This window comes from Cohnella herbarum (assembly GCF_012849095.1).
Taxonomy (GTDB): Bacteria; Bacillota; Bacilli; order Paenibacillales; family Paenibacillaceae; genus Cohnella; species Cohnella herbarum.
In genome coordinates this window covers 342,013-365,806 of record NZ_CP051680.1, presented here as the reverse complement: position 1 = coordinate 365,806, position 23,794 = coordinate 342,013, and the positions used below count along the sequence as shown (strand labels likewise).

The window sequence follows — 23,794 nt, the reverse complement described above, 5'->3', positions numbered from 1 at the left end:
CGATACGCTCACACTCCTATTTGCAACAGTAACACGCCTTTGGGTTCAAGCTTAACTTCGCCGCTTATATCGCCACCGCGCAACAGATCCATATACGGTAGCGGGCCAATGTTCACCAATTTCTCATCATCATTATGATTAAGCACGAACAAATAACGGTTCTCTTCCTTTTCTCTGAACGTCGCTTCGACATTCGATGGGGTATCCAACAAGGGGGTAATCCCTTTATTCGCGCACAGATGCAGCACAAGCTTATCCAAGAAAACCGGCTCCGGGCTAGTGGCGACATACCACGCTTCGCCGTTGCCGAAGGAATGACGGGTTAACGCTGGCATTCCTTGATAAAATTCACGACCAAACTCCGCTATCACCTCGGCACCTTCGGAATGCAGCACATCACACAAAATGCTGCATTCATACGACCCTGTAAGCTCTCCGACCGGATTGCTTACGCGCATCAGATTGCGCTGCAAAGGCAGAAGCGCATCAATCTCTTCAACCCATATTCCTAACAGCTTCCGCAGCTTGCCCGGGTAACCGCCGAGCGGGATTTTGTCGTTCTCGTCTACGATACCGCTATAGGTAGTCGTCAAAAATGTTCCCCCGGCGGAAACGAACTGTTCCAGCTTCTCGGCATAGCCTTCCTTCACCATATACAGCACTGGAGCTACGAGGACGTCATATCCGCTGAGATCGCATTCCGTACTGACGAAATCGACTGTTATATTACGACCATGAAAAGCATCATAGTATTTCTGAATCTCCTGCAAATACTTTAGCTGATCGGTTAGACCGCTCGAATATTCGATCGCCCACCAATTGTCCCAATCGAAGACGATAGCTGCCTTTGCCGGCGTACGCGCGCCGACAATTCGATCGCCCAGCTGTCCAAGCTCCTGTCCGACTAAGGCGCACTCCCGGAATACGCGAGTATTCTCATGGCCGGCATGATCAATCATTGCCCCATGGAATTTTTCGAAAGCTCCCGCACATCGTCTCATTTGAAAATACATGATGCTATCCGCTCCGCGAGAGATCGATTGATAGCTCCATAGCCTCGATACCCCCGGCCGTTTAAGCGGATTTTGCGGCTTCCAGTTCAGCTGGCTCGGACAAGATTCCATCAGCATGAACGGCGCTCCTCCCTTAAGCCCTCGCATCAGATCATGCCGCATTGACGAATAACTGGGTGGCGCATCGTCTGGCGGATAGCTATCGAGCGCGATCACATCGAGCTCCTTAGCCCATTTGAAATAATCCAGCGGCTTATACGTTCCGTTCCCTTGGAAATTCGTAGTCACAACCGCATTCGGGTCAACGCTCTTGATCGCATCCCGTTCAATCTTATAGCTATCCAGAATGCTATCCGAATTAAAGCGGGCATAGTCCAAGGAAATCCCTTGAAAGGCCGTCGCATCCTGATTGCTTGAGCTCAGATGCTCACTCAGCGCGTTCGGCAGGACAATCTCGTTCCAGTCATAGAACGAGTGTCCCCAGAATCGAGTGTACCAGGCCTCGTTAAGAGCATCTAAGCTACCATACTTCCGCTGCAGCCATTTCCGAAATTCCTTCTCGCAATTCTCGCAATAACAGCGCGAACCGTATTCGTTATTCACGTGCCATAACAGCAAGGCCGGATGGTCTTTATATCGTTCGGCAAGTCGATATGCAATTTGCCGGGAGTAAGTTCTGAACGTCGGACTGTTGGCGCATGAATTATGCCGTCGACCGTATTTTCTCTTTCGACCTTCAAAGTCGACAGTCAGTACGTCGGGATACTTGGTCGCCATCCAAGCCGGATGAGCAGCCGTCCCCGTTCCCATGCAAGCGTATACACCATTGGCATGAAGCATGTCCATCACTTGATCAAGCCAGCCGAATTCATATGTCTTCTCGTCAGGCTGGTTCAACGCCCATGAGAACACGTTTATCGTCGCAATATCGACCCCGGCAAGCTTAAAGAGCCGCATATCCTCCTGCCATATTTCCTCGGGCCATTGCTCTGGATTGTAATCCCCGCCATAAAGCATTTTTGGGATAGGTTTATTAAACATTGGCATCACATCCTTATCCACTTATTTTCACATGAAAAACGTCTGTACAAAATAGAACATATCTCAGGTTCGAATGTTCTTTTTGAAGCATTCGGCCTTCGATATGTTCTATGCGTAGTCCATGTTTTGTTTTCAAAGCTGTCATTAGCAACGAATTTGAAGCTTGAATTGTTCCCGATATTCTCCGGGCGTCGCCCCGCTGTATTTTTTGAACACATTAAAGAAATGTCTCACGCTTTCGTAACCCACTCGCTCCGAGATTTGATGAAACGACAGCTCGATATCCTTGACCATCATTTCCTTGGCTTTCTTGATCCGGTACAGATGCAAATAATGAATGAAAGTAAGCCCCGTTTCCTTCCGGAATAAAGCGCTGATGTAGTTCGGATGCAAGAAAACATGGTCGGCGATTTGATCCAGGGAAAGATCCTTCGTATAGTGCTGATCGATATAATAAATGATTTTTTTCACGTTCTTAGAGAGCCGGCTTACCTCTAATTCGTCAATCGTCGGATCGGATACGATATGGTCTTGTAAGCTCGAATATTCCTTGGGTGGCGCCGAGTTCAACAGCTCAAGCGAAGTATTCGCCAAGATGTCGTATAACTCGGTTTTGTCGATCGGCTTCATCAAGTAATCGATCACTCGGCGTTTAATCGCTTGTCGCATATACTTCACATCGTCATAACCGGACAGAATAATGAAGCGTTTGCAAAGACCTCTTTCCTGGGCTCGGCGGATGAGTTCGAGACCATCCATCTCCGGCATCTGGATATCCGTAATCATCAAGTCGGGTCTGAAGTTTTCCAGCTTCTCCAGCGCATCGAAACCATCGGAAGCCTTGATCACTTCCGAACAAGGCGTATTTCCCTTCTCGATAATATTCATCAGACCTTTAATCATGAACGGTTCATCATCCACGATCATCAGATTTAGCATTTGAAGTACCCCTTTCTCTAAAAAGCCTAACAACATAAAGCGTGCCTTCACCCATTTTGCTGTGTATATCCAATCCGGAGCTTTCTCCGAAATAAACCTTGATTCGCTCGCTTACGTTGTATAACCCCATACCTGAATCATCGGTTTGCAGTTCGCTTCGATTCAATCGATTATCGAGCACACCCCTGATGGTAGAAAGTCGCTCCTCCGTTATGCCCGCGCCGTTGTCGGAAATGGCGATGTGAATAAACGGATCATTATCCGTTATCTTCACTATAATCTCACCTTGGCCTCGACTCTTGGATATTCCATGATGAATGCAATTTTCAACGAGGGGCTGGAGGATAAAGCGCGGACAATATATTCTGGATATATCTATATCCACTTGGATTTCATAGCTTAGACGATCTAGCATCCGCAGCTTGTACATTTCCAGGTAATTGCGAATATTCTCCAATTCGTCCACAAGCGGCGTTTCATTTTCTCCCGAAGATAACGTGTAACGCAGCAATTTGCCGAACGTGTAAGTCGCATCAACGACTTCTTGATCGTCGTTTATCTCTGCCAGCATGCGAATCGATTCCAATGTGTTGTATAGAAAATGCGGTTTAATCTGTGCCTGCATAACTAAATAATCGGCTTCCTTCTTCATCAATTCCGCTTTCTGAACCTTATTTAACAGCTCATCGATCCGATGAATCATGGAGTTATAGGAATGAGTCAGGAATCCGATCTCATCGCTCGCCGTCTCGCCCTCGTATAGACTCAGATTGTTCTCATCCACTCGTCGCATATGCTTCGCTAGCTTCAAAATTCGCTTCGTCAGCAGAGAAGCGATCAAATAATAAAGAACGGAAAGCACGATGAGCAGGACTAAGAGAATGCTTCCGGTAACCAAGGTCTCTTTACGAAAATCCAAAAACATCTCGTCCAACGGACTGAAAAAATAAAAGGTTAGCTGAAGATCCTCTCGCACAAGTACGTTAACGAGTAGATTCCCATCTTTCCAGTAGCCGTTCTTACCTTTGAACGCAGCTAAAGCCGCTTGCTCTCTTTCAGCATTGAAGCTATCGCTTTTATCCCGATATATGACCTCATGATCGTGAACGATCATGACTTCCGTTCCCTTAGATGCCTTCACCGTGTTCATAAAATTGGATAAAATCGTGTCATCCACCATGACTTCCATAACAGCCAGTTGCCTGGCATAACTGTTGTTATATAGCCTTTGATAATAGGCAATATAAGGAACGCCTGAGCTTCCGGTCTCATCTTGTTTACGCCACAATCCCTGGCTTACCTTGAGCTGGTTCAGCTGCTGTAGAATCTTGGGGTTAGGAAGCGCATTCAAATTGTCCACTTCTCCTTGTACGGCCAATACCGAGTAATCCGTTTTGTACAAGCGAATTGACTTAATCGCCTCGTTGCCAAGATAAGCAAAAGAAAATGCCGGACGGACGTCTTTCAAATAATTATAAACCTGATCGACCTCCGTCAAATAATTGCCATTCAAGTATTCAAGAACTTGCTGATTATATTGGAACAGCGAATGGACCGACTTCACCTGCTCAAGACTGACATCAAAGCTTCCTGCCGCTTGTCTAACCAGCTCTTGCTTCCCTCGTGAGTATTCATTCATCATTTCGTCATAGATTTGATTAAAAAAATAATATCCGAAGGAAATGACCGGAACGATAACAAGGAGAATGTAACCTAAAGCCATTTTTCTTACGATACGAACGCTACTGAACTTATCCCACAATGGACGGAAGAACGTAAACGCCCCCCTGCTTTTCATACCGAAATCACTGCTTTTCCGAATAATCAATATTTTATTTCGCTTTAAGCGCTTTCATAGAACGATAAAAAAAGTAACGGTACATGCATTGTACCGTTACTTCAGTGAAATCGAAAGTGCATATTTATAAGATAACGATGTTCATTTCAAAGAAATTAGCTTCCCGATGACTGCGCGCTAACACGAACGGGACCGTATAATCCGCCTGAAGCGAAATCATCCTGAGCGGTCGGACTCATCGAAGATAGCGCCCAATACGATACTTTCGGATCCATGCTGCCGCCTACGTTACTGGTTGGACGCCCTACCTCATAATGCGTACCCAACGTATTCGTCACGCGGACGCGAAGAGCATATCGGCCTGCCGGAAGGTCATTCCCCATTCTGAACTGATAGGGCCGCCAAGCCCTAACTCCGAGCGATTGACCGTTTAGCCAGCATTCCGCCGTTCCGCGAACATGACCCAATTCAAGATCCGCTTGTCCTGTACCTTGCCATTCAATCGTCGTTTCGTATTCTACCGCTCCGCTGTAATGCGGCATATTGAGTGCAGACCGCCAATCTCCTACCCTTCCCCGTGTCGGAACGGTCTCATAACGAATAGGACCCTTCAACACATCCGCATCCGAGCATATGCCGTACGGTTCGATTCTTACTGCAGCTTGAGCATGGGCAGGCTGCGGCGCAAAGTCCGCTATGCCATTACGAACGAGGATCTCCTGCCCATCGATCCATAATCTGCTCTTACCGGCACAGTTCAGCTTCATCCGGTTAGCCCCAATCGGCAACGAGTATCGCAGCCAAATCGCTTTATCCGCTCCGGAAGGATTTCGCTGAAAACTAAGCGGCTTGGGATCCGGTATGGAGTCCGGCATCAACCACCCCACGCCGGAAAGCGGATGATCTCGGTCCGTGATCCACAACGATTCCGTCTCTGCGAACTGCAGGACCGCTTCATGCAATAGGGACGGGGCGTTACCCCGTTCGTCCTGCCAATGCTCCCCCGTGCAGAAGGAGATCGCATCTCCGTCTACTCGTTCAATGATCCCGTCCGCGAATACCTCGCCCACGCCTTCGGGCAGCACGAATATTATTTCGTTCTCTCCGCTGCACCATAGCGAAGTCAGATCCAGCTCCTCCTGTCCTTGACGAATATAGGGGTTGAAGTCTCCATGCTCGATAACCTGCTCCCCGTTTACGATCAGGATAGCTCTGCCTTTGGCTGCGAAAACCATTCGAGCCTTTTGCACCGGTCCATCGCCGGATTGAATCGTAAGCTTTAGAGAAGAGCTCCTATTCGGATTCTTCGCATATATCCATTTCGGCAAAGCAGGGCGAGCTACTGTATTGACTTCAACGGCTGCTCGGATGACCCCCTTAACGATAGCCTTCGCGCGAAGGAATAGTGCATTTGCTCCGCAGTCTAGTTCCAGCCATGCCGTCTGTTCTTCTGGTCCGCCAGTCCACTGTATCGTTTTGCCGTTCAACGAACCCTCTAACCTTGCATTGCTCTCTGCTCGGATCCAATAGCGTCCTGTGGACGGTGCGATGACATTCGTGGTTGCACACACCGTTTCCCCAGCTTCCAGGTACCCGAGGTTGAGAAATCTTCGCGGGACTCTACCCATCCGCCCAGCCCAAGTTCTGAACTTCATATCCCCCATGATTTGCGAGTAAGTAACGGGCCAACAATGATCGGGATCGTATTGCACTCCCTTCGAGGCCGACCAATAATCCGCTTCGCTCCACAGACGTTGCTTCCACTCGGAATCGTCATACGCGCCCAAGTGCCAGCCCGCTTGCAATCCAGTCAGATCACCGGACTCTCTTTGAACCTTAACAAGCCTCGTTTCAATCGGTACATACTCGCTATGCTCGCCATGAAGATCAAAATCCCCATATCGATTATCCAGTGTCGACACCGCTTGAATCCGCCACGCATCGCTCGGAATCTCGATTTCTTGACCAGGTGTATGTACTCCTCGAACGTGCGCCGGCCTTGGACCGTGCTTGAAATCGGGTCCCGAAGCTTGCGCCATAGCTGTCGTCGTTAAAGACGATGGTAGGTGACATACAACTAATGCCGCAGGCCAAGTATCGAAAGGCACGTCAACCTCTACCCATTCTCTGTCTCGTTTATATTCAGCATCACGTATCTCCCCGCTAACCGGATCCCAAATCTGAGGGATTCCAGCCGTGCGCAAGCGATAAGTACCGAGTCGCTGCACAGTCGTGCGTTCGTTCGCCGGCTCGTGCATTCTGAGCAGAGCACCTTCCTCAGGCAATAACAGGAACAAATCCGCATCCTCCGTGCGACGTTGCAGGCTCATCCCCGGTCCCTCTACTCTTGCGGGTACATTTGCGGTAATTATCGCTGCCGCTTCTTGGGCAGAAGCCGCATAGATCGCCCCTTCAAGCGGAGGCTGTTCGTCAAGGACATCGACTACAATCGCTAGCCCTCCTTGCTTAATCCACCCTTCCACCCGCAATCGAGCAGCTTCGTCCATTTCTGTTGTTCCGCAGAGCAGGAGTACAGTGAACCGCTCATCCGCAATCGCGAGCTTACCGTCCTCAACGCTGGATTTCTCTAATGCCGAGTCATCCACGATGTCGTAATCTCGGAACGCTTCTCTAAGCGCTCCGAGATTGCGTTGCTCCTTCCGTCCCCAACGCCCCGTTATGCTTACATACGTATCATGAATGTGCTGCAGCGAGGGATGCGGCATCTGATTAGCAACGACCATCGGATGCTCCAGATCTCCGCCGTCAGCCAAAGACATATACCCGCATACCGCGTGTGCTGGATAATGTACTGCGATATCCGCTACATGAGAACCTTCGCTTAATAATGAACACACTCGGCTGATCGTATCCGCGAAGATCGAATAGTGCTCATAATAGGGCTGACGCCAACCGGTATCCGGCGGTGCCCACTCCCACCAGCCTCCTCTCGTGCTGTAATACACGGAATGAGGGCTATATAAGGTGACTCCCGCTTGCAGCCACGGAATGAGCCAATGTAACGTCTCTTCAAGCGTTCCGCCCCATCCGCTCGTATGGAACGCTTCCAGAAATACGCGCTTCCCTCCATGGAGATGCACCATCGAAGAATGCGGCTTAATCTCTCCGTCCATGTCGCTGCCCGCCGCATTATACCAGCGATGCGTTCGGAAATAATCCAAATACAATCGCTGGGCGCCATGCACGTCTGCCCTGCGTGCAGGTCCCGCCTGATCGCAGCAGAGCAGCATGTCATACTTCTCATGCCACTGGGCAAGCGGAATGAACAAAGATTGCTCTGCGAACTCTGCCGCCAGCTTATACACCCGTCTTCGCACGTTCGCCGAATTAGGCAGATTATCGAATAAAGCCGGCAGCTCGGGATATATTTCCTCACCGTATTGAAGCTTATATCTTGTTGGTAATTCTGCTGTCCATAACGGTAGCGGCGGCAATTCGTCTTGAAAGCTTCCGCCGAGCGTCTTACCCAGATCATTCGGGAATCTCCGCTCGAATTCGCCATGGACGAGCTTGAACAAAGACGCGGTCGCAACCGGGTCGAGCCAATTGAAGCCCTGTCTAACGGCAACGTAGCGGTAATCTTCACGATCTAGGAGCAACGTCGCGCCTTCCGGCAACGGATCGCTTACCGGCAAGCGGCGCAAGCCATAGCCGGCATATTCAGGGTTCTCGGTTACGAGTCTTGAAGGAATATTGGATCCGGAAAATCCGATTTGATCATAGAAGTATAGACGCATTCCGAGACGTTCCGCTTCGCGTAATGCGATCTCGAACATCGTCCACCAGCGTTCCGAGTAGTGAACGGGATTGTCGCTTACGCTTCCATACTGAGGACCCGTAGGAGCGATATTAATAATGCCGATATTCCGGAGGCCACCGCTACGAAACTTCTGCAATTGCCAACGTACTCGTTCGGCCGTAACTTCTTCCGCGCTCCACCACCAGAAGGGTAACGGGCCGAAATTCGGATCGGCATGGCTGAAGCGCTTTCTAACTTCCATTATCGTTGTCACAAGGATCGCCTCCAATCTTTCGTTCAAGTATAGTTCGTTCCGCAGGATGAACATAGCGATCATTTTTAACAAAAAGCCTTAATTTTCGGAATCTAAATCCGGAAGGCAACATGCTAAGCTTAGGATGGATAATCATGTGCGCTCCACTCGAAAGGATGTTGAACCTATGTACGTCGGAAACCTGTATGTGAATGCCCAGATCCATCCATTAGGCCTTGACAGCCATCAGCCAACATTGAGTTGGAGTCTCGCCAGCGCTGGAGAAAGAATGGAAAATCAAAGCGCATATCGCGTTCTCGTCTCCACGAACGAGCATGCGACAGAGTTAGAGCAATGGGACGTATGGGATAGCGGAATCGTCCATAGCCGACGTCAATCCGGCATTGAATACGAGGGTATACCGCTGTTATCCCGTAATCGTTATTATTGGAAGGTTCAAATTTGGGATAACCAAGATCGCATGATGGAGAGCCAAACAAGCTGGTGGGAAATGGGGTTGCTCCACGCGGACGATTGGTCAGCCAAATGGATCTGCCATGGAACAGACGAAGACGGAATGGATAACGACTTGTCGATGCCTCTCTTCAGGCATGAATTTATCACGCAGAAATCAATCCATCGTGCACGAGCATACATTTGCGGATTAGGCCAATATGAACTACGCATCAATGGCTACAAGGTCGAAGATCATGTACTCGAACCTGGTTGGACCCATTATGACCGCACGTGCCTCTACAAGGCATATGACGTAACTAAGCTGTTAACGGCAGAACAACACGCTGTCGGTATCATGCTAGGCAACGGCTTCTATCATGTGACAAGCAGCGGACGTTACGCGAAGTACGAGAAGTCGTTCGGAAGACCCCGATGTATCGTACAAATCGAAATCGAATATATCGACGGCACGGTCGAGACGATCGGCAGCAACGCGGAGTGGGCTGCAGCGAAAGGTCCGATTACCTTCTCTACTGTATACGGAGGGGAAGATTACGATGCCCGGCTCTGGCAGCCCGGATGGGATCAGCCTGCTTTCTCTGCCCTGTCTTCCTGGCAGAAGGCAGAAGAAACGCTAGCCCCACTTGGTCAACTTAAATGGGACAAGTCATCACCGTTAAAGGTCATGCAAACCTTTCGACCGCTCAAGATTACGCGTATCGAATCGCACAAATACGTGTACGACCTTGGACAAAACTTCTCCGGATGGGTCAGGATTACGGTCCAAGGACGATCGAATTCACGCGTGAAGCTCACTCCTGCAGAGCTGCTGAACGACGATGGTACCGTAAACCAAAAATGGACGGGTTCTCCGTATGAGTGGCATTATACTTTGTGCGGCGAAAGCATCGAAAGCTGGAAGCCCCGCTTCTCTTATTCCGGATTTCGTTACGTTCAGGTTGAAGGCGCCGTTCCTGCAAGCGAGGCGGCGCAGAATAGCGACACGGCTAGCGAGCTTCCAATTCTATTCGACTTGGAAGGTCAAATGATCTACCCAGACATCGAAGTTAGCGGTCAATTCGAATGCTCGGACTCGTTGCTGAATCGAACTCACGAGATAATAAATTGGGCTATCCTCAGCAATATGAAGAGCGTCTTAACCGACTGTCCTCATCGCGAGAAGTTTGGTTGGCTGGAAGAGGTACATCTCATGGGTCCTTCCATGATCTACAATTACTCCATCGAAGTCCTGCTCACTAAAATTATGGACGACATACGTGACGCCCAGCTTCCGAACGGGATGGTTCCGACAACCGCTCCCGAATTCGTGATCTTCGAGAAGCCGTGGGATATTTTCCGGCATTCCGTTCCCTGGGGTGCAACTTATATTCTGAATGCTTGGATCCTGTATACCAAATACGGAAATCGAAAAGTCATGAACGAGCACTATCCAAATATGAAAAAATACATCGAATTCCTGGTGAATCATTCGGAAGAGCTTATTATTCAGGATGGACTTGGAGATTGGTATGACGTTGGCGAGCAAGGTCCGGGCTTTACCCAGAACACTCCGATTGCGCTTCCCGAAACCGCCATGTTCTATCATATCGTTGACGTACTACGGCAAATTGCAGCCCTATTGGGTCATAGTGACGATGAAGCGCAATTTGCTTCCCTCCGTTCACGAATTAAAATCGCATACGAGGATGCGTTCTTCGATCCAATAACCAAGCAATATGGATCCGGTAGCCAGGCAGCGCAAGCGATGTCGCTCGCGCTTGGTTTAGTCGATGAGGAATACGAGTCGGACGTACTGAGCCATCTGGTAAATGATATTACGGCACGCGGCTATCATACGTCCGCTGGCGATGTTGCCTATCGCTTTGTTCTGCTCGCGTTGTCACGGCGCAATTGCAATGATCTGATCCTGAAGATGTCCAGTCAAACGGAACATCCAAGCTACGGCTATCAGATTCAACATGGCGCAACCTCGTTAACGGAAGCGTGGGACGGACCAACGGTCGGCAAGTCTCAAAACCACTTTATGCTGGGTCATTTGGAAGAATGGTTCTATCGAGACTTGGCTGGCATCGATTATTCGCATGATCCCGTTACGGAAGCCATTCATTATGCGATTAAGCCCCATATCGAAGAAAGTCTTGTTTTCGTCAAGGCAAAAGTTCGAGCGGACTTAGGTGAAATGAGCGTCGAATGGAAACGTAGCGACGACGGAAGCTTAAAGCTAGACCTAACCGTACCTGTAAACAGCACCGCGACTGCCCATATCCCAAGTTCTAATACGCTGAAAATAACCGAAAATGGAAATCCCATCGACGCTGCTGTCGGAATCTTGCTCGAAGGCTATAAGCCGGGTTGGACGGTACTGCAATTAGCCTCCGGCCAATACAGCTTTAACGTTGCAGGAGATTAGGAGGGCTTGCTAGACTTAGACTTCGGTTCGAGCTTCGAAGTCCTCGAATCGACGCCAAACCCGCAGCCAATTGGTCGGCTGCGGGTATATATGCGCATCAATCTGCGATGAATGGAGGGCAGGAGGGCATCATTCTACTTTCTGAATACATCCCGTGAAGCCGCTACGGTAATCGTCCGAAATTCGTTACCCATGTTAATCGTGCGATCCCCCTCCTGCGTTTTCCTGCAAGAGCAATAGAAATGATAGAGCACGCCGTTGTGCGAGATAACGGAGGGCTTGTGTGCGAATACGGCATCGATATCTCCCGCCTCGCCGACCTCTATAATCGGTTCAGGATACTTGCTCCAGTCCAGTAAATTATCGGACAATGCAAGTCCCTCCTGAGCCTTCTTGAAATTAAATCCGAAATAATACATGACCCATTGGGAACCGCGTCTGAGGACGCAGGGATCGCTTGCGAAGCCGCTGTCCCAGCCCCCAGGAGTTACAGGAAGGACTGGATTATGCTCGTATCTCGTCCAATCACGCAAATTCGCGGAGAAGGCTACACCCGTTTGCTCCACCCATGGAACGTCCGTTGTCTTGGCATTATAGAACAAATAGAAGCTCCCCTCATGCTCTACGAGACATTCCTTATATAAGCCTCCTCGCTCCCATTCCGCGCCTTCTTCAGGCACAAGTATCGGTTCCGGAAGACGGTGCCAATTCAGCAAGTTCTCATCCTCTGTCCATGCCAATCCGATCTTCGCCGGTCCTTCCTCATACCCTTTATGAGGATAAGCATGGTAGACGAGCCAATACTTGTTGTCCCACTTTTTTAGAATCGGCGGTGCATCCAGCTCATTCTCTCTCAGGATCCAAGTTCCTGCGACATTTTGCGAGTCCCACGCACCATCCTCTTTTCTCGGCAATATAACGCTAAGATGCTCCCAACTAAGGAGGTCGTCACTAACTGCCAGTGCGGTCTGATAGCCAATGCCGTCATAACCGACATACATCATATAGAAGCGACTGCGATGCTCGAATACGAATGGACAATCTACGGAATTCCGGTCAAAGCTCCCCGGCTTACCTGACCCGACCAATACTGGTTCGCTATACTTGTAGGGAGTTACATAGGGTTGAATATCCATCTATTGATGCTCCTTTTCTCATGATTCATACCGCATATGAACAAAGGAGGGGAGAGCAGGAATATTCCCTGCCCACCCCCTCCTTATTATTGCGTGAGCTATGCATCTAGAAATTTTTCTGATATTCTTTGTACTGCGCCGTAGCCCAAGCTTCCAGCTTGCTTAGCCCCATGCTTTCCATTTGCGCAATCATTTTTTCATATGCCTTCTTAGCCTCTTCCTCGGATTTGGCCATATAGATTTTCAATTCTTCCGTTGCAACCATATTTTTGATTTGGCTCTCGATGACCTGCTCGTCCGTGTCCGGATTCGTTGCGACAAGACCAAGCGCCGGGTTAAACTTGAGCGTGTCCCTTAGCGCGAGTCCCCAAGGCGTTTGCAATGCTTTCTCGTCGTATCGTTGAAGCGCTTCCGTAACTCCGCTGCTTCCAAGCAGTCCCCAGTAAACATAACCGAATTCCTTTTGTACTTCGGCGTTATTCATATCGTAATTCATCACGGGAAATTGTCCTTCTTCGTTCCAAGTCCAATCTTCGCCTTCAATACCCCACACGCCTAGACGCTGTCCCTCTTCGCTCATCATGAACTGCATGAATTTGATGGAAGCTTCTACGTTTTTATTGTTTTTCGTAATGTACATGCCTGACCAGCCCGATCCGCCCATCGGCGTGCCCGCTTTGTCGCTTAATACTTTAGGCAATGACATAAAGGAGAAATCCTTCTTCAACGTTAACAATTGAGCATTTAATGTATCCGCCATCGCTCCACCGTGCACGAATACTTGTCCGTTAAGCGATAATTGATCGTCCTGCTGAGCATCCTTGAAAGTGAAATTCTCGGCAGTCAGTAATTTATCGCGATAGAGACGGTTCATGTACAAGTAGTAGTCCAAATAGTTAGGATCCTTCAAGTAATGAACGGCATTCCCATTCAGATCGATAAAGCCCGTATTTCTTTTCAAGCCGAAGTTAATGCGGAAAAACTGACCGATTTGATCTTTATCGAAAATAATCGGCATCATTTTCGGATACTTCTGCTTGACGGACATTAGGATTTGATACAGATCCTCAAGCGTGTCCAGCTTCGGATTACCAAGCTCATCCAAAATATCTTGTCTAATCGCTAGACCTGAACCGCCTGGTAACGCTTTCGGATTATCCTTCCATTCTTGCTCCGTAGAATATCCATTCTTGATCGTGTAATAGTTCCCGTCAGGCATCGTGTTGACGCCAATCCGGCTCTGATCAATCTTGAAATCAGGAGCATATTGCGGAATAAGCTCATTCCAAGCATAGGAAATATCAGGATTAGCCATTCGGGTCAGATCGGATGCGGTGTAGACCAGGTCCGGCAATTCATTCGAAGCAATGAGAAGCGGAAGCTGTTTATCGTCGACAGCGAGCTGAATATTAAGCTTAACGCCCGTTCTCTTCGTAATTTCCTCAGGAATTTTACCCTTCCACTCCTTGAACGGCCACCATGGATGGTTCACTAGCAAAGTAAGCTCAACGACTTCTTTCGGCGCTTCGCTTGCCGATTCGCTTGGAGAACTCGAAGCGCTCGAACCGGAGCTGGCCGAAGGAGAAGCCTCGTTTTTCTTCTCGCCGCCACCGCATGCCGAAATCAACATGACGATCACAAGAGATAAGATCACTAACGCATTCTTTTTATTACCCACCATTTCATTTCCTCCCTTTTCTTATCGCAGATTATATATGTGAAACCAGTTGAAGCACAACGCGCAGCAGATCCGGGTTGCACTCCAACTTGTTCGACACCAGATTGGAATGCCTACCCTTTAACGGAACCCAGCATAATTCCTTTAACGAAATACTTTTGCAGGAACGGATAAACGCATAAGATAGGAAGCACTGCGATAACCATTGCCGTAATCTGCATCGAGAAGGTCGTGACCCCGGTTACGGCAGCCGCTCGTTCCGCGCTTTCCGCATCCAATGGAGACATTCCCTGGTTAATGATTTCCATCATCCGATAGGTTAATGTCCGCAGGCTATTGTTGTTGACGAAATACGCCGAGTCCAGCCAAGAATTCCATTGCCCTACCCCCACGAACAGTCCCATTGCAGCTAACAACGGCTTGGATACCGGTAGGATCAGCTTATAATAAATTTTAAGATCGGAAGCGCCATCCATTTTCGCCGACTCTTCCATCTCGGCAGGAATTTCTTTAAAGAAAGAAACGGCAACGATCAGGAAAAAGATATTGATCGCACCCGGTATAACGTACACCCAGAAAGTATTAAGCAATCCCAGACCGCGAAGGACGACGTAGTACGGGATAAGACCCCCTGCAGTATACATCCCAATGATAAAAAAGCTATAGTACAATTTTTGGAATTTAAGATTTTTGTAGGCCAAACCATAAGCTGCCAAGCAAGTAAACCATATCGTAATGAAAGCTCCGACTATCGTTCGCGCTATCGAAACGAAGAACGATTGCATCCATTTGGGGTCGTTCAAAAATTCGGTGTAGTTATCTAAAGTAAAGCTTCTTGGCCAAAAATAGATTCCTCCCAATGTAGAATCCAATCCGTTATTGAATGAAATGACAACCATATAGTAGAAAGGATACGTCGTGACAATGGCAATCAAACTTAATACGAGGATATTAATAAAATCAAAAATGCGGTCTTCATTTGTTCTCCGATGCATACTTCTCACCTCACTGACTTCGTTAAAATAAACCGCTCTTCGTCGTCTTCTTAGAAATATAGTTACTGCCGAATACTAGAACGATCGCGATAAGGGATTGCAGCAGGTCGATTGCGGTTGCGAATGCATATCTTCCTTGCGCTAGCCCCATCTTGAACGCATAGGTTTGTAGAATTTCGGACTTTTCATTATTCATGACGTTTCCTAGTAAATAGGATTGCTCGAAATTGGAACCGACTAAACCGCCGCCAAGCAAGCTTCCGACTGCCAATATAAGCACGACGACAATCGTTCCCCTAATGCCAGGCAATGTGATGTGCCAGATTCTTTTCATCCGTCCGGCTCCGTCGATTTCGGCCGCCTCATATTGCGAAGGATCCAACCCGCTAATCGCCGCCAGAAAAATGATCGTCCACCAGCCTGCTTCCTTCCACATCGCACTGCCTACGGCCAAGCCCCAGAAGTAGTCGGGGTCGCTTAATAGAGCGATCGGTTCATCAATGATGCCCAGCGATAACAGCGCGTCATTAACAATGCCGGAGTTCGTCGAGAAAAAAATTACGAGCAATCCGGATACGACGATCCAGGAGATAAAGTGCGGAAAGTAGCTGACCGTTTGCACGAATCGCTTGAAAAAACGACTCCTGACTTCGTTTAGCATGATCGCCAGCAAGATTGGCACCGGAAAGGTGAATACCAGCTTCAGTAAGCTGATTCCAATCGTGTTTTTCACCATTTGCTCGAAATTGTATGCATTGAAAAATTCTACGAAATACTTAAGACCTACCCACTGACTCGTAAAAATACCTTTAATGCCGGAAGTAATCGAATACTGTTTAAAGGCCATTAGAATGCCGAACATCGGCAGGTACTGGAAGATGAATACAATCAGCATTCCGGTCAGTACGAACATATGGGCATACTTTTGTCTCTTTATGTCGCTCCACATAGCGGCTCTCTCCTTCTTTCTCTTTTACTGTAATCGTTTCCATTTCGTATGAAAGCTGGCTGAGCAATCTCATACTCTTATTCTAGAACCATTAGCAAACGCTGAATATTGATGAAAACTTAGAATGGTATAGCTCATTTTTAAGATCAATACCTTCTGTATAGCTAACAAGAGTTATAATCGTGTCGAAAAAAAACTACGACTGACGAATTAACTAACAAGGATTTCCATTAGCCTCTGTCGAAGATAATTAGAACTCACTTTGACGGAGGTTTCTCATGCCATTGCCTAAGAACCGAATCATTCCGGAACAAAAGATTTACTTTAAACCAGAAGTTACTTGTTGTGTTCAATGTGGTGGAAAGTTGAAACGAAGTCACACAGCTTGGAAGAAAAATATATCCACCTTACATGGTGTCATTCAAGCTTGGAGCATGGCTTATGTATGCGCAAATCCAAGCTGTTCATTTCCAAAAACCTACTACAAATCAGTGGAAGCAGATTCACTGGCTATGAAGCACACTTCATATGGTTTTGACGTGCTTGCTTTAGTTGGTCAGCTACGTTTCAAGCATCATATGACCATAGCTGAGATCACGGAAGAACTAACTGGACGGGGTGTGGCCACATCAGAGCGAAATGCCCAAAGACTTTATGAGCGTTATCTGACGCTATTGCGTTCAAGTGTAACGGAATTTGTAAAAGAACAGCTTAAGCAGGTTGTCGATCTACGTAAAGGAATTATGATCTCGATGGATGGTGTGCAGCCAGAGAAAGGTAATGAAACCCTGTATGTTATTCGAGAAGTATTCAGCGGAACGATTCTTGTCGCCAAGAACGTCAAAAGCAGTTCTACTGAAGAACTAAAAAGTCTTATTCAACCCGTTATCGATCTTGGATTTCCAATCATCGGAATCGTGACAGACGGACAACAGTCTATTCGGCTTGCCATGGAATCCCTGCTTCCTGAAGTGCCCTATCAGTACTGCCAGTATCATTACTTGAAGGATATTGCCAAGCCCATTGTAGAACTGGATCGGAAATTAAAAACCGGCATCAAGAAAAGTCTCCGAGGAATCCGAGCTATTGAACGGAAGCTGGTTAAAGACAACTCCGAGGATTCAGAAATTGCGAAGGATTATCTAGCCGCTGTGCGCTCGGTACTACTTGAAGATGGGAACCCTCCTTTAGATTTGCCAGGCATTCGAGTGTTTGAAACATCCGAAGTCATACAGGCATCGCTGCTAAGCTGCCTGAGTAAAAAAAGAGCCATCTCTACTCCAAAACGTATTTAGAATTTTCAGTAAACTTGAAGAGTATCGCTCATTGTATGAAGAAGTAAAGCGCTGGTCATACGCTCTACAGCATGTCGCCACCGTCCTCAATCCCACAGTTGACCAAAGCAGCGATTCCGTACGGTTCCATATGCATTGCTTACTTCAATGGCTAGATGTAACTTACTCAAAAGAATCCGACCATCCGATGTTATCTAATTTAAAGAGTTACACAAAAGGGTTTTGGAAGGGTTTGTTTAACTGTTACGACTACCCTTATCTTCATCGTACGAATAATGACCACGAAAGATTTTTTCGTAAAACGAAGACACGACACCGTAGGATGACAGGACTCCGAAGCTGGAACGAATATATCGTCCGCTCCGGAGAGTTTGTTGTGTTCGTCGATGATGCACTCCGCCAAAGCAATCTCATTGAACGACTTCAAAGTGTAAGCTATGCCGAATTCCAAAACGAGCGGCAAAGATGGTTTCGTCGATTAGAGGAAACCACCAAACGTCGACGATTTAGAAGAAACCCTGCAAAGTATCTTCAAGCACTTGAAAATAAGTATTGCATGTTAATTGGTCAGTCGTAGAAAAAAAACGCCCCCTGCCACCCTGCAAGATTTGGCAGGATAGTCCGGGGCGTGGTATTCATTTAGGTAATGATCGTTTCTATTGCGAAACTCTCTCGGACGACGTGCTTAATTACCGTTCTTCACTTGGTTAAAGAAATCAATTCCGCCAACCTGTCCGCCTTTGAGCACAAGCTCGAGGCCATCAATCCGAGCATGCTCCGATGCTGCCCGGCATAACGGTGCGCCGGGAGTTACTACGGCCGTGCACTCCAGCGAGCGGATACCAAGCTCACGGGTCACATAACCGGATGTGTCTCCACCTGCGATAACTAAACGGGTCAGCCCGGTCTCAATAAGGAGTGAACGGGCCAACGAGCCCAGAATCCCACCTAGCAATTTACTGCTATCTTCAGCTCGGAATCCGCCTGCAACCAGCGCCTTGCGAAGCTGCTCAATACTACTGTCGCTTGGTCCGCTAGCCGAATATAAGAGGACGCTTCTTCCCCTCTCAAGATGCTCCTTCGCTTCTTCCAGTAGCTGCCGACTTGTCTGTGCCGCAAGTTCAGGATCGATAAGCGTATGAACCGGTACGCGAATTCCGACAAATCCCGATGCTACCGCTGCATGGATCTGCGCCTCCGTTACGGGAGAGCAGCTTCCTGACACGACCAGCAATCGATCGACAGGAGAGACGCTTGTCGGCACGTCCGGCTGCAGTTCCGATAGCTGTAAGGATTTCCAGCAAGCTCCGAGCGCATATTCAATCCCGGAGGATCCGATCACGAATGACCCTTCACTGCGTAAAGCCTCCTCCCACAGCAGGTGCCCGATTGTCTCCAACCGCTCTTCATCGAGTACGTCGAACAGCAGCATATCCGGCTGCTCCGCCACAACCTGTCGCTCCAGCCGCATACGAACATCAGGCAGCTTGCCTTCCAAAGCCATAATGTCAAATAAGGAAATCCGGTCATCGCTCTGCTCGGTGAGATGCTTACGCAAATCCGCCTCTTTCATAGGTGTAATCGGATGCCTGGACATTGTCGGATGTCGATCCAGCCTGTGCACCTCCGTCCCCGACTTGGCAAAATGATTGCCAAACAACGTATATCTGCCCAGATAGGGCACTCCGACTAGCAAAGGAATATACCGACCGCCGAACGTTTCGCGCCCCAACCGAGCCGCAACACCGATGTTGCCTATTCCCGGCGACGAATCGAAGGTGGAGCAAATTTTATAGTGTATGATAGCAGCCCCCGCTCTCTTCAGCGTCTGGAAGATCGGAAGTAACTCCTTCTCCGCTTCTTCAGGCGTTAGGGAACGTCCGATACCAGCAACGCCGAAGGCATCCAAGGAAGCGTAACGCTCTTCCCGCAGTTGCTCATCGTTCGGCGGATCTAAGAATAGAGCCGACTTGATGCCGGCACGGAATAGCGATTCCAATACATCTGTCGAGCCAGTAAAATCATCTCCGTAATAACAGAGCAGCTTACGAAAGCGACCACTGGACAGGCTTATGGCTACTGGATTTGCATCAGCTTCTTCCTGTGAACGTATGGCCATCACGGCTCAGCCCTTTCCATATTTCTCGATCGCCCTCTTCAGCGATGGATGCTTCTTCGCATATTCATTGAGCTGAATGCCATTCACAGCTGCTTCCCAGCCGAGCTTCATGCTCTCGAATCCGGCTGCCGCCCCGTCTGGATGAGCCAGGATACCTCCGCCGGCCAGATGCATGACATCTACGGATTTCGTGGCTGCATAAGTGTCGATCGCTGTCCCCGCCCACTGTCCTGAGGAGACGACCGGCATCGATGCATATCCGCCGTACATCGGTGAAATGCATGCCTGAATTGAACGAACGACGGATTCATTACTTTCGTAAAACTTGCTGTTCAACCCGTTCACATGAAGATGATCGGCACCCGCGAGCCGGCATAGCTTCTGATAAGCCGCAAACTCGAAGCCGAGATTAGGGCAACGCGTCATCATCCCCCATTGATTGCGGTGTCCGTGAATCGGCACTTCGCTATACTCGTTCAAATGAGCCAAACCCGCCAGCCCGACGCTCATGATGCTGACCATTACGCAATTACCGCCAGCCTTGACAACAAGCTCGTGATTGCGCTTCATCTCTTCAATGTCGCCGGTTATATTGAATGCATACATGATCCTCTTACCCGTCGCGTCCGCTGCTTTCTCAACGGCCTCCATAACTGCCTTCACTTTCATCTCAAGAGGAGCATAGGGCGGATTGGCGTTCAACTCGTCATCCTTAATGAAATCCAAGCCCGCTGAAGACACTTCAATAATCATCTTCTGCAGTTGCTCCGGTGCCAATCCAATACTGGGCTTAACGATTGTACCTAGAATCGGACGATCGTACACGTTTGTCAGCTTGCGCGTGCCTTCTATCCCGAATTTAGGTCCGGGATACCTATCGGCGAAGGCGATTGGAAGCTCCAGATCCACCAATCGCAAACCGGACAATTGCTGCAATTCAAACAGATTACCTGCTATGGAAGACATCAGATTAGGTATGGATGGTCCGAAATTGTGTAAGGGGAACGACAAAGTCACTAACCCGCTGCGGTAAAGCCCATCATGCCCAGCAGGTATATTGTAGCCTGGAAGCGTAGGTTTCCCTGCTGTTCCAAGCTCCGCAATCTTCTCAATTCGGGCACCGAACTTCATCTTAAGCGCATCTGTCTCACCCGGAACCGCAGTGAACGTTCCGGTAGATTGCTCGCCCGCAATCACTTCAGCCGCAACCTGCAGGGAATAGGGAGTTTCCACGAGGTACGTGGCATTTACTCGATCTTGGTTCATTGGGCGACCTCCATTCTAGCTGTTGATTCCTGCTTGCTCGCGATCAAGCTGCTCCAATATCGCTTTCACTTGCTCTACGCCAAGGTGCGGACTAGACAGCACCGGCTTCCCCGTCGCCTCATGCAACGAATGCGCCATACGCGCCATCGAGCCCTGAGCCAGTACGAGAACATCCGCTTTCTCCGATATTCGCTTAGCCGTTTCTAACAATATCCGATCGTGCTCTTCAGGCTTGCCTCCAACTAGCGAATCAAATGCTCCGGCCGCCAGCCCTTGAATTAATTTGATTTCTTTACCTAGCAAGGAAGCCTCCTTCGAGATTAAGCGCATAGTCGGCTCAAGCGTAGAAGGCAATGTTGCAAGGACGGCAATCGTTGAGTATTCAGCGGCAGCCTTAGCTGCCATCGCCTGGTCAATCTTGACAATGGGGATCCCGATCATTGCGCTTGCGCTGTCCACAACCTCTCCTACCGATGAACAGGTGTTCAAGATGACGTCCGCTCCAAGCTCTTCGCCATTATGATAGTACTGGACAAGTCTTCTTGCGACTCCCGGCGGAACATGACCGGCTTGAACAACATCTCCGATCAGACTGTCATCGATAATATTAACAAGCCGAACATTCGGCAGTTTTTCTTTGAATACCGCTTTTAGCGGGTCCGCCAATCCTTGACCGGTATAGATGGCTACAACCGTTCTCATATCATATCGCCTCCACAGCTATACAATTGGTGATCTTACCAAACTAACTCATTCTCGTTACGACGTAATGAACCCTCGCGCATTGGCGCCTTATCGAACACTTGACGACCGGAATAAAACGGATGCTTCGTCCCCGACGGAGAAATAGCAACGACATCGTCCCCGCGCCACGTCGTCTCGAACACTTGGCCGATTGCTGTTTCAGTCGTCGTACGGTGCGACAATGGGAATTCGATTGTAATTAATTCTCCGGCTTTCGCCGCACCAAGTAGAAGGAAGTGCTCGTTCACCCAGGTGCTTGGTTCGTTTCCTCTGCCCGATCTTATCTCGCCGTCCAATTCACGGGTATAGCTAACCTTCGCATAACCGGCCCATTCCGGAATGCGAACCTGCAATCTAGGAAGGTCACGATGAATATGCAGTACCAGCTTGCCCTCATGCGGCAGATAGCTGTCCACATCGAGCCAAACAGAACCACGATTCAGTAAGAAGTTAACGCTAATCGCGCCATCCTTCTCCGCAATCGTATTGCTCCAGCCCATATAAAGACCGCGAGTTCCCGAGCCGAGGCAGCAAATCTGCAAATCATTCGTATGCCCGCGGCCGTAATTCACATCACAGCAGAAGTCATTTGGCGCAGAATAACCCGCGAATGCGCCCCGCGTGCGTTGGCCGATATTTTGGAAAGTAATCTTACCTGTAATTTCCTTCGAGAGATCGTCCGTCTCCTTCACCCAATCCATGTCCAACAGCTGCGATTCGACGAGATGATTGCGAATATACCTTTCCACTGTCCCCCAGTACTTCGTATAACCGCTTTTCGCTAGCGTGATTCCGGTCGCGATCAGGTCGACCAGCGAGCAGGTTTCATGTTCATAGGCCTGTTCTTTCAGGTCACCCGGTGTCCAGCCGAAAGCCGTGCATTGAGTCGTTGCCCAAGCAAAACTTTTTTCAACATAGCCGATTAAAGCCGCATCCCCGGTAAATACCCCGAATCGGGCTAGCGCGTCGAGCGTGCCGAGCCGGGTATGGAAATGTCCGCTACGATAAGCCAACGAATCGTTAAAGCTGCCGTCAGGATTGAACACCCCGCTCCGATGTACGATCAGTTGAGTGAAAAATTGGCATAACTCGAATGCATCCTGATTCCCTGTCAACTCATGGTATTTAAGCAACGGCATAACTAAACGTCCGCAGAAAGCAGCAGGATCCGGTGCAAGACGAAGCAGAATCGCGTTGGAGGAAGGCCAGCCGCCTTCCTTGTATTCCGATGCAGGATAGTACCAGACATCCCGTTCCTTAATAGCCACGTGTTTAAGAGCCGCAACGTGCTTGTCCGCTGCTTCTTTTACCTTCAAGTCTCCCGTGTCCATGTACCAAGACGTAAGCGATAAAATGACTGCTCGCTGATCGATAAAATTAGCATTGGGCTCCCATTTGTGGTTTGGATTTGTTTGACGATAGCTGAGTCCGTCCTCTTGGAAAAATGACAACAGGTTGGAACGGTAGATCTCTTCAATATCCGTGCCCAACGTCTCGCCCGACATATGACGAGCCAGTACCAACGCATCAACCATGCGTCCATGAGAAGAGCCGTAATCCCAATCTCCGTGCGTAAGGTTAGCAGGGTCTGACATCAGATTCGCCGCAAAAAAAGGAATATGGTTGTAATCCTGGTCGGCCATACCCACGATGGCATTCATCGCAATTCCAGCTCTATCCTCTAACGTTAGCGTATCGGGAAGTCTTCGTTTTTCCATATTGAATCTCTCCTCTTCGTTGTTCTCAACTACTTGCGCTCACAGTAACAAATAACAATTACTCTCACAAGCGATGGTTTCTAAGCTCTTAAGATTTAAGGGGGTTCAAATCGTACCTGTGCCTCCCGTAAAAAATAAACAGAAAAAAAAGAAGCCTTGCTAAGAAGGCCCTTCCGGATCTGTATAGTTGGTCCTTCTATTGG

Annotated in this window: 14 protein-coding genes; 2 read left to right on the top strand and 12 right to left on the bottom strand. The window is 48.7% G+C overall.

Annotated elements, in window-relative coordinates; translation table 11 throughout:
- Positions 1–8 precede the first annotated feature (8 nt).
- The 4 genes from HH215_RS01420 to HH215_RS01405 form a co-directional block, all read right to left on the bottom strand.
- Positions 9–2,054 (bottom strand): beta-galactosidase, encoded by a 2,046-nt coding sequence (locus tag HH215_RS01420; protein ID WP_169278277.1) that lies wholly within the window; start codon positions 2,052–2,054, stop codon positions 9–11.
- A 144-nt stretch (positions 2,055–2,198) separates the two neighbouring features.
- Entirely contained in the window at positions 2,199–2,993 is a 795-nt protein-coding gene (locus tag HH215_RS01415; RefSeq protein WP_169278276.1) for a response regulator transcription factor, read from the bottom strand.
- Positions 2,968–4,791: a sensor histidine kinase gene (locus HH215_RS01410; protein ID WP_169278275.1), complete on the bottom strand. Its 1,824-nt coding sequence runs from the start codon at positions 4,789–4,791 to the stop codon at positions 2,968–2,970. Before HH215_RS01410 ends, HH215_RS01415 begins: the two co-directional genes overlap by 26 nt.
- A 155-nt stretch (positions 4,792–4,946) precedes the next feature.
- The gene (locus tag HH215_RS01405; protein WP_254450333.1) at positions 4,947–8,825 is read right to left on the bottom strand and encodes a hypothetical protein; all 3,879 of its coding nucleotides are present in this window, start codon (positions 8,823–8,825) and stop codon (positions 4,947–4,949) included.
- Positions 8,826–8,991: 166 nt separating this feature from the next.
- On the opposite strand from HH215_RS01405, the gene HH215_RS01400 reads away from it, so the two are divergent.
- Positions 8,992–11,691: an alpha-L-rhamnosidase gene (locus HH215_RS01400; protein ID WP_169278274.1), complete on the top strand. Its 2,700-nt coding sequence runs from the start codon at positions 8,992–8,994 to the stop codon at positions 11,689–11,691.
- A gap of 134 nt (positions 11,692–11,825) precedes the next feature.
- On the opposite strand, the gene HH215_RS01395 is transcribed toward HH215_RS01400, so the two are convergent.
- The 4 genes from HH215_RS01395 to HH215_RS01380 form a co-directional block, all read right to left on the bottom strand.
- Entirely contained in the window at positions 11,826–12,827 is a 1,002-nt protein-coding gene (locus HH215_RS01395; RefSeq protein ID WP_169278273.1) for a glycoside hydrolase family protein, read from the bottom strand.
- A 106-nt stretch (positions 12,828–12,933) separates the two neighbouring features.
- Positions 12,934–14,508: a type 2 periplasmic-binding domain-containing protein gene (locus HH215_RS01390; protein ID WP_169278272.1), complete on the bottom strand. Its 1,575-nt coding sequence runs from the start codon at positions 14,506–14,508 to the stop codon at positions 12,934–12,936.
- Positions 14,509–14,618: 110 nt separating this feature from the next.
- Positions 14,619–15,500, bottom strand: a complete 882-nt coding sequence (locus HH215_RS01385; RefSeq protein ID WP_169278271.1) for a carbohydrate ABC transporter permease — start codon at positions 15,498–15,500, stop codon at positions 14,619–14,621.
- A gap of 22 nt (positions 15,501–15,522) precedes the next feature.
- A complete protein-coding gene (locus HH215_RS01380) occupies positions 15,523–16,449 on the bottom strand; it encodes an ABC transporter permease (protein WP_169278270.1) in 927 nt (308 codons plus the stop codon).
- Positions 16,450–16,727: 278 nt separating this feature from the next.
- On the opposite strand from HH215_RS01380, the gene HH215_RS01375 reads away from it, so the two are divergent.
- Entirely contained in the window at positions 16,728–17,744 is a 1,017-nt protein-coding gene (locus HH215_RS01375; protein ID WP_169278269.1) for a transposase, read from the top strand.
- A gap of 685 nt (positions 17,745–18,429) precedes the next feature.
- Here the strand turns inward: HH215_RS01375 and HH215_RS01370 are convergent.
- Genes HH215_RS01370 through HH215_RS01355 form a run of 4 tightly spaced genes read right to left on the bottom strand, consistent with a single transcriptional unit; the run spans position 18,430 to position 23,591 of the window.
- Positions 18,430–19,863, bottom strand: coding sequence for a four-carbon acid sugar kinase family protein (locus tag HH215_RS01370; protein ID WP_169278268.1), 1,434 nt, complete (start codon positions 19,861–19,863; stop codon positions 18,430–18,432).
- Between the two features lie 6 nt (positions 19,864–19,869).
- Positions 19,870–21,129 (bottom strand): ribulose-bisphosphate carboxylase large subunit family protein, encoded by a 1,260-nt coding sequence (locus tag HH215_RS01365; protein ID WP_169278267.1) that lies wholly within the window; start codon positions 21,127–21,129, stop codon positions 19,870–19,872.
- 15 nt (positions 21,130–21,144) lie between these two features.
- On the bottom strand, positions 21,145–21,831 hold the full coding sequence (locus HH215_RS01360; RefSeq protein WP_169278266.1) for an aspartate/glutamate racemase family protein: 687 nt from the start codon (positions 21,829–21,831) through the stop codon (positions 21,145–21,147).
- A gap of 35 nt (positions 21,832–21,866) precedes the next feature.
- Positions 21,867–23,591 carry a glycoside hydrolase family protein gene (locus HH215_RS01355; protein WP_169278265.1) on the bottom strand — a complete coding sequence of 575 codons (1,725 nt, stop codon included), beginning with the start codon at positions 23,589–23,591 and terminating at the stop codon, positions 21,867–21,869.
- Positions 23,592–23,794 lie beyond the last annotated feature (203 nt).

What these genes read in the sequence shown, in the direction of transcription:
- HH215_RS01420 (WP_169278277.1), bottom strand. Translation starts at nt 2,054, where the DNA reads ATGTTTAATAAACCTATCCCAAAAATGCTTTATGGCGGGGATTACAAT.
- HH215_RS01415 (WP_169278276.1), bottom strand. Translation starts at nt 2,993, where the DNA reads ATGCTAAATCTGATGATCGTGGATGATGAACCGTTCATGATTAAAGGT.
- HH215_RS01410 (WP_169278275.1), bottom strand. Translation starts at nt 4,791, where the DNA reads ATGAAAAGCAGGGGGGCGTTTACGTTCTTCCGTCCATTGTGGGATAAG.
- HH215_RS01400 (WP_169278274.1), top strand. Translation starts at nt 8,992, where the DNA reads ATGTACGTCGGAAACCTGTATGTGAATGCCCAGATCCATCCATTAGGC.
- HH215_RS01395 (WP_169278273.1), bottom strand. Translation starts at nt 12,827, where the DNA reads ATGGATATTCAACCCTATGTAACTCCCTACAAGTATAGCGAACCAGTA.
- HH215_RS01390 (WP_169278272.1), bottom strand. Translation starts at nt 14,508, where the DNA reads ATGGTGGGTAATAAAAAGAATGCGTTAGTGATCTTATCTCTTGTGATC.
- HH215_RS01385 (WP_169278271.1), bottom strand. Translation starts at nt 15,500, where the DNA reads ATGCATCGGAGAACAAATGAAGACCGCATTTTTGATTTTATTAATATC.
- HH215_RS01380 (WP_169278270.1), bottom strand. Translation starts at nt 16,449, where the DNA reads ATGTGGAGCGACATAAAGAGACAAAAGTATGCCCATATGTTCGTACTG.
- HH215_RS01375 (WP_169278269.1), top strand. Translation starts at nt 16,728, where the DNA reads ATGCCATTGCCTAAGAACCGAATCATTCCGGAACAAAAGATTTACTTT.
- HH215_RS01370 (WP_169278268.1), bottom strand. Translation starts at nt 19,863, where the DNA reads ATGGCCATACGTTCACAGGAAGAAGCTGATGCAAATCCAGTAGCCATA.
- HH215_RS01365 (WP_169278267.1), bottom strand. Translation starts at nt 21,129, where the DNA reads ATGAACCAAGATCGAGTAAATGCCACGTACCTCGTGGAAACTCCCTAT.
- HH215_RS01360 (WP_169278266.1), bottom strand. Translation starts at nt 21,831, where the DNA reads ATGAGAACGGTTGTAGCCATCTATACCGGTCAAGGATTGGCGGACCCG.
- HH215_RS01355 (WP_169278265.1), bottom strand. Translation starts at nt 23,591, where the DNA reads ATGGAAAAACGAAGACTTCCCGATACGCTAACGTTAGAGGATAGAGCT.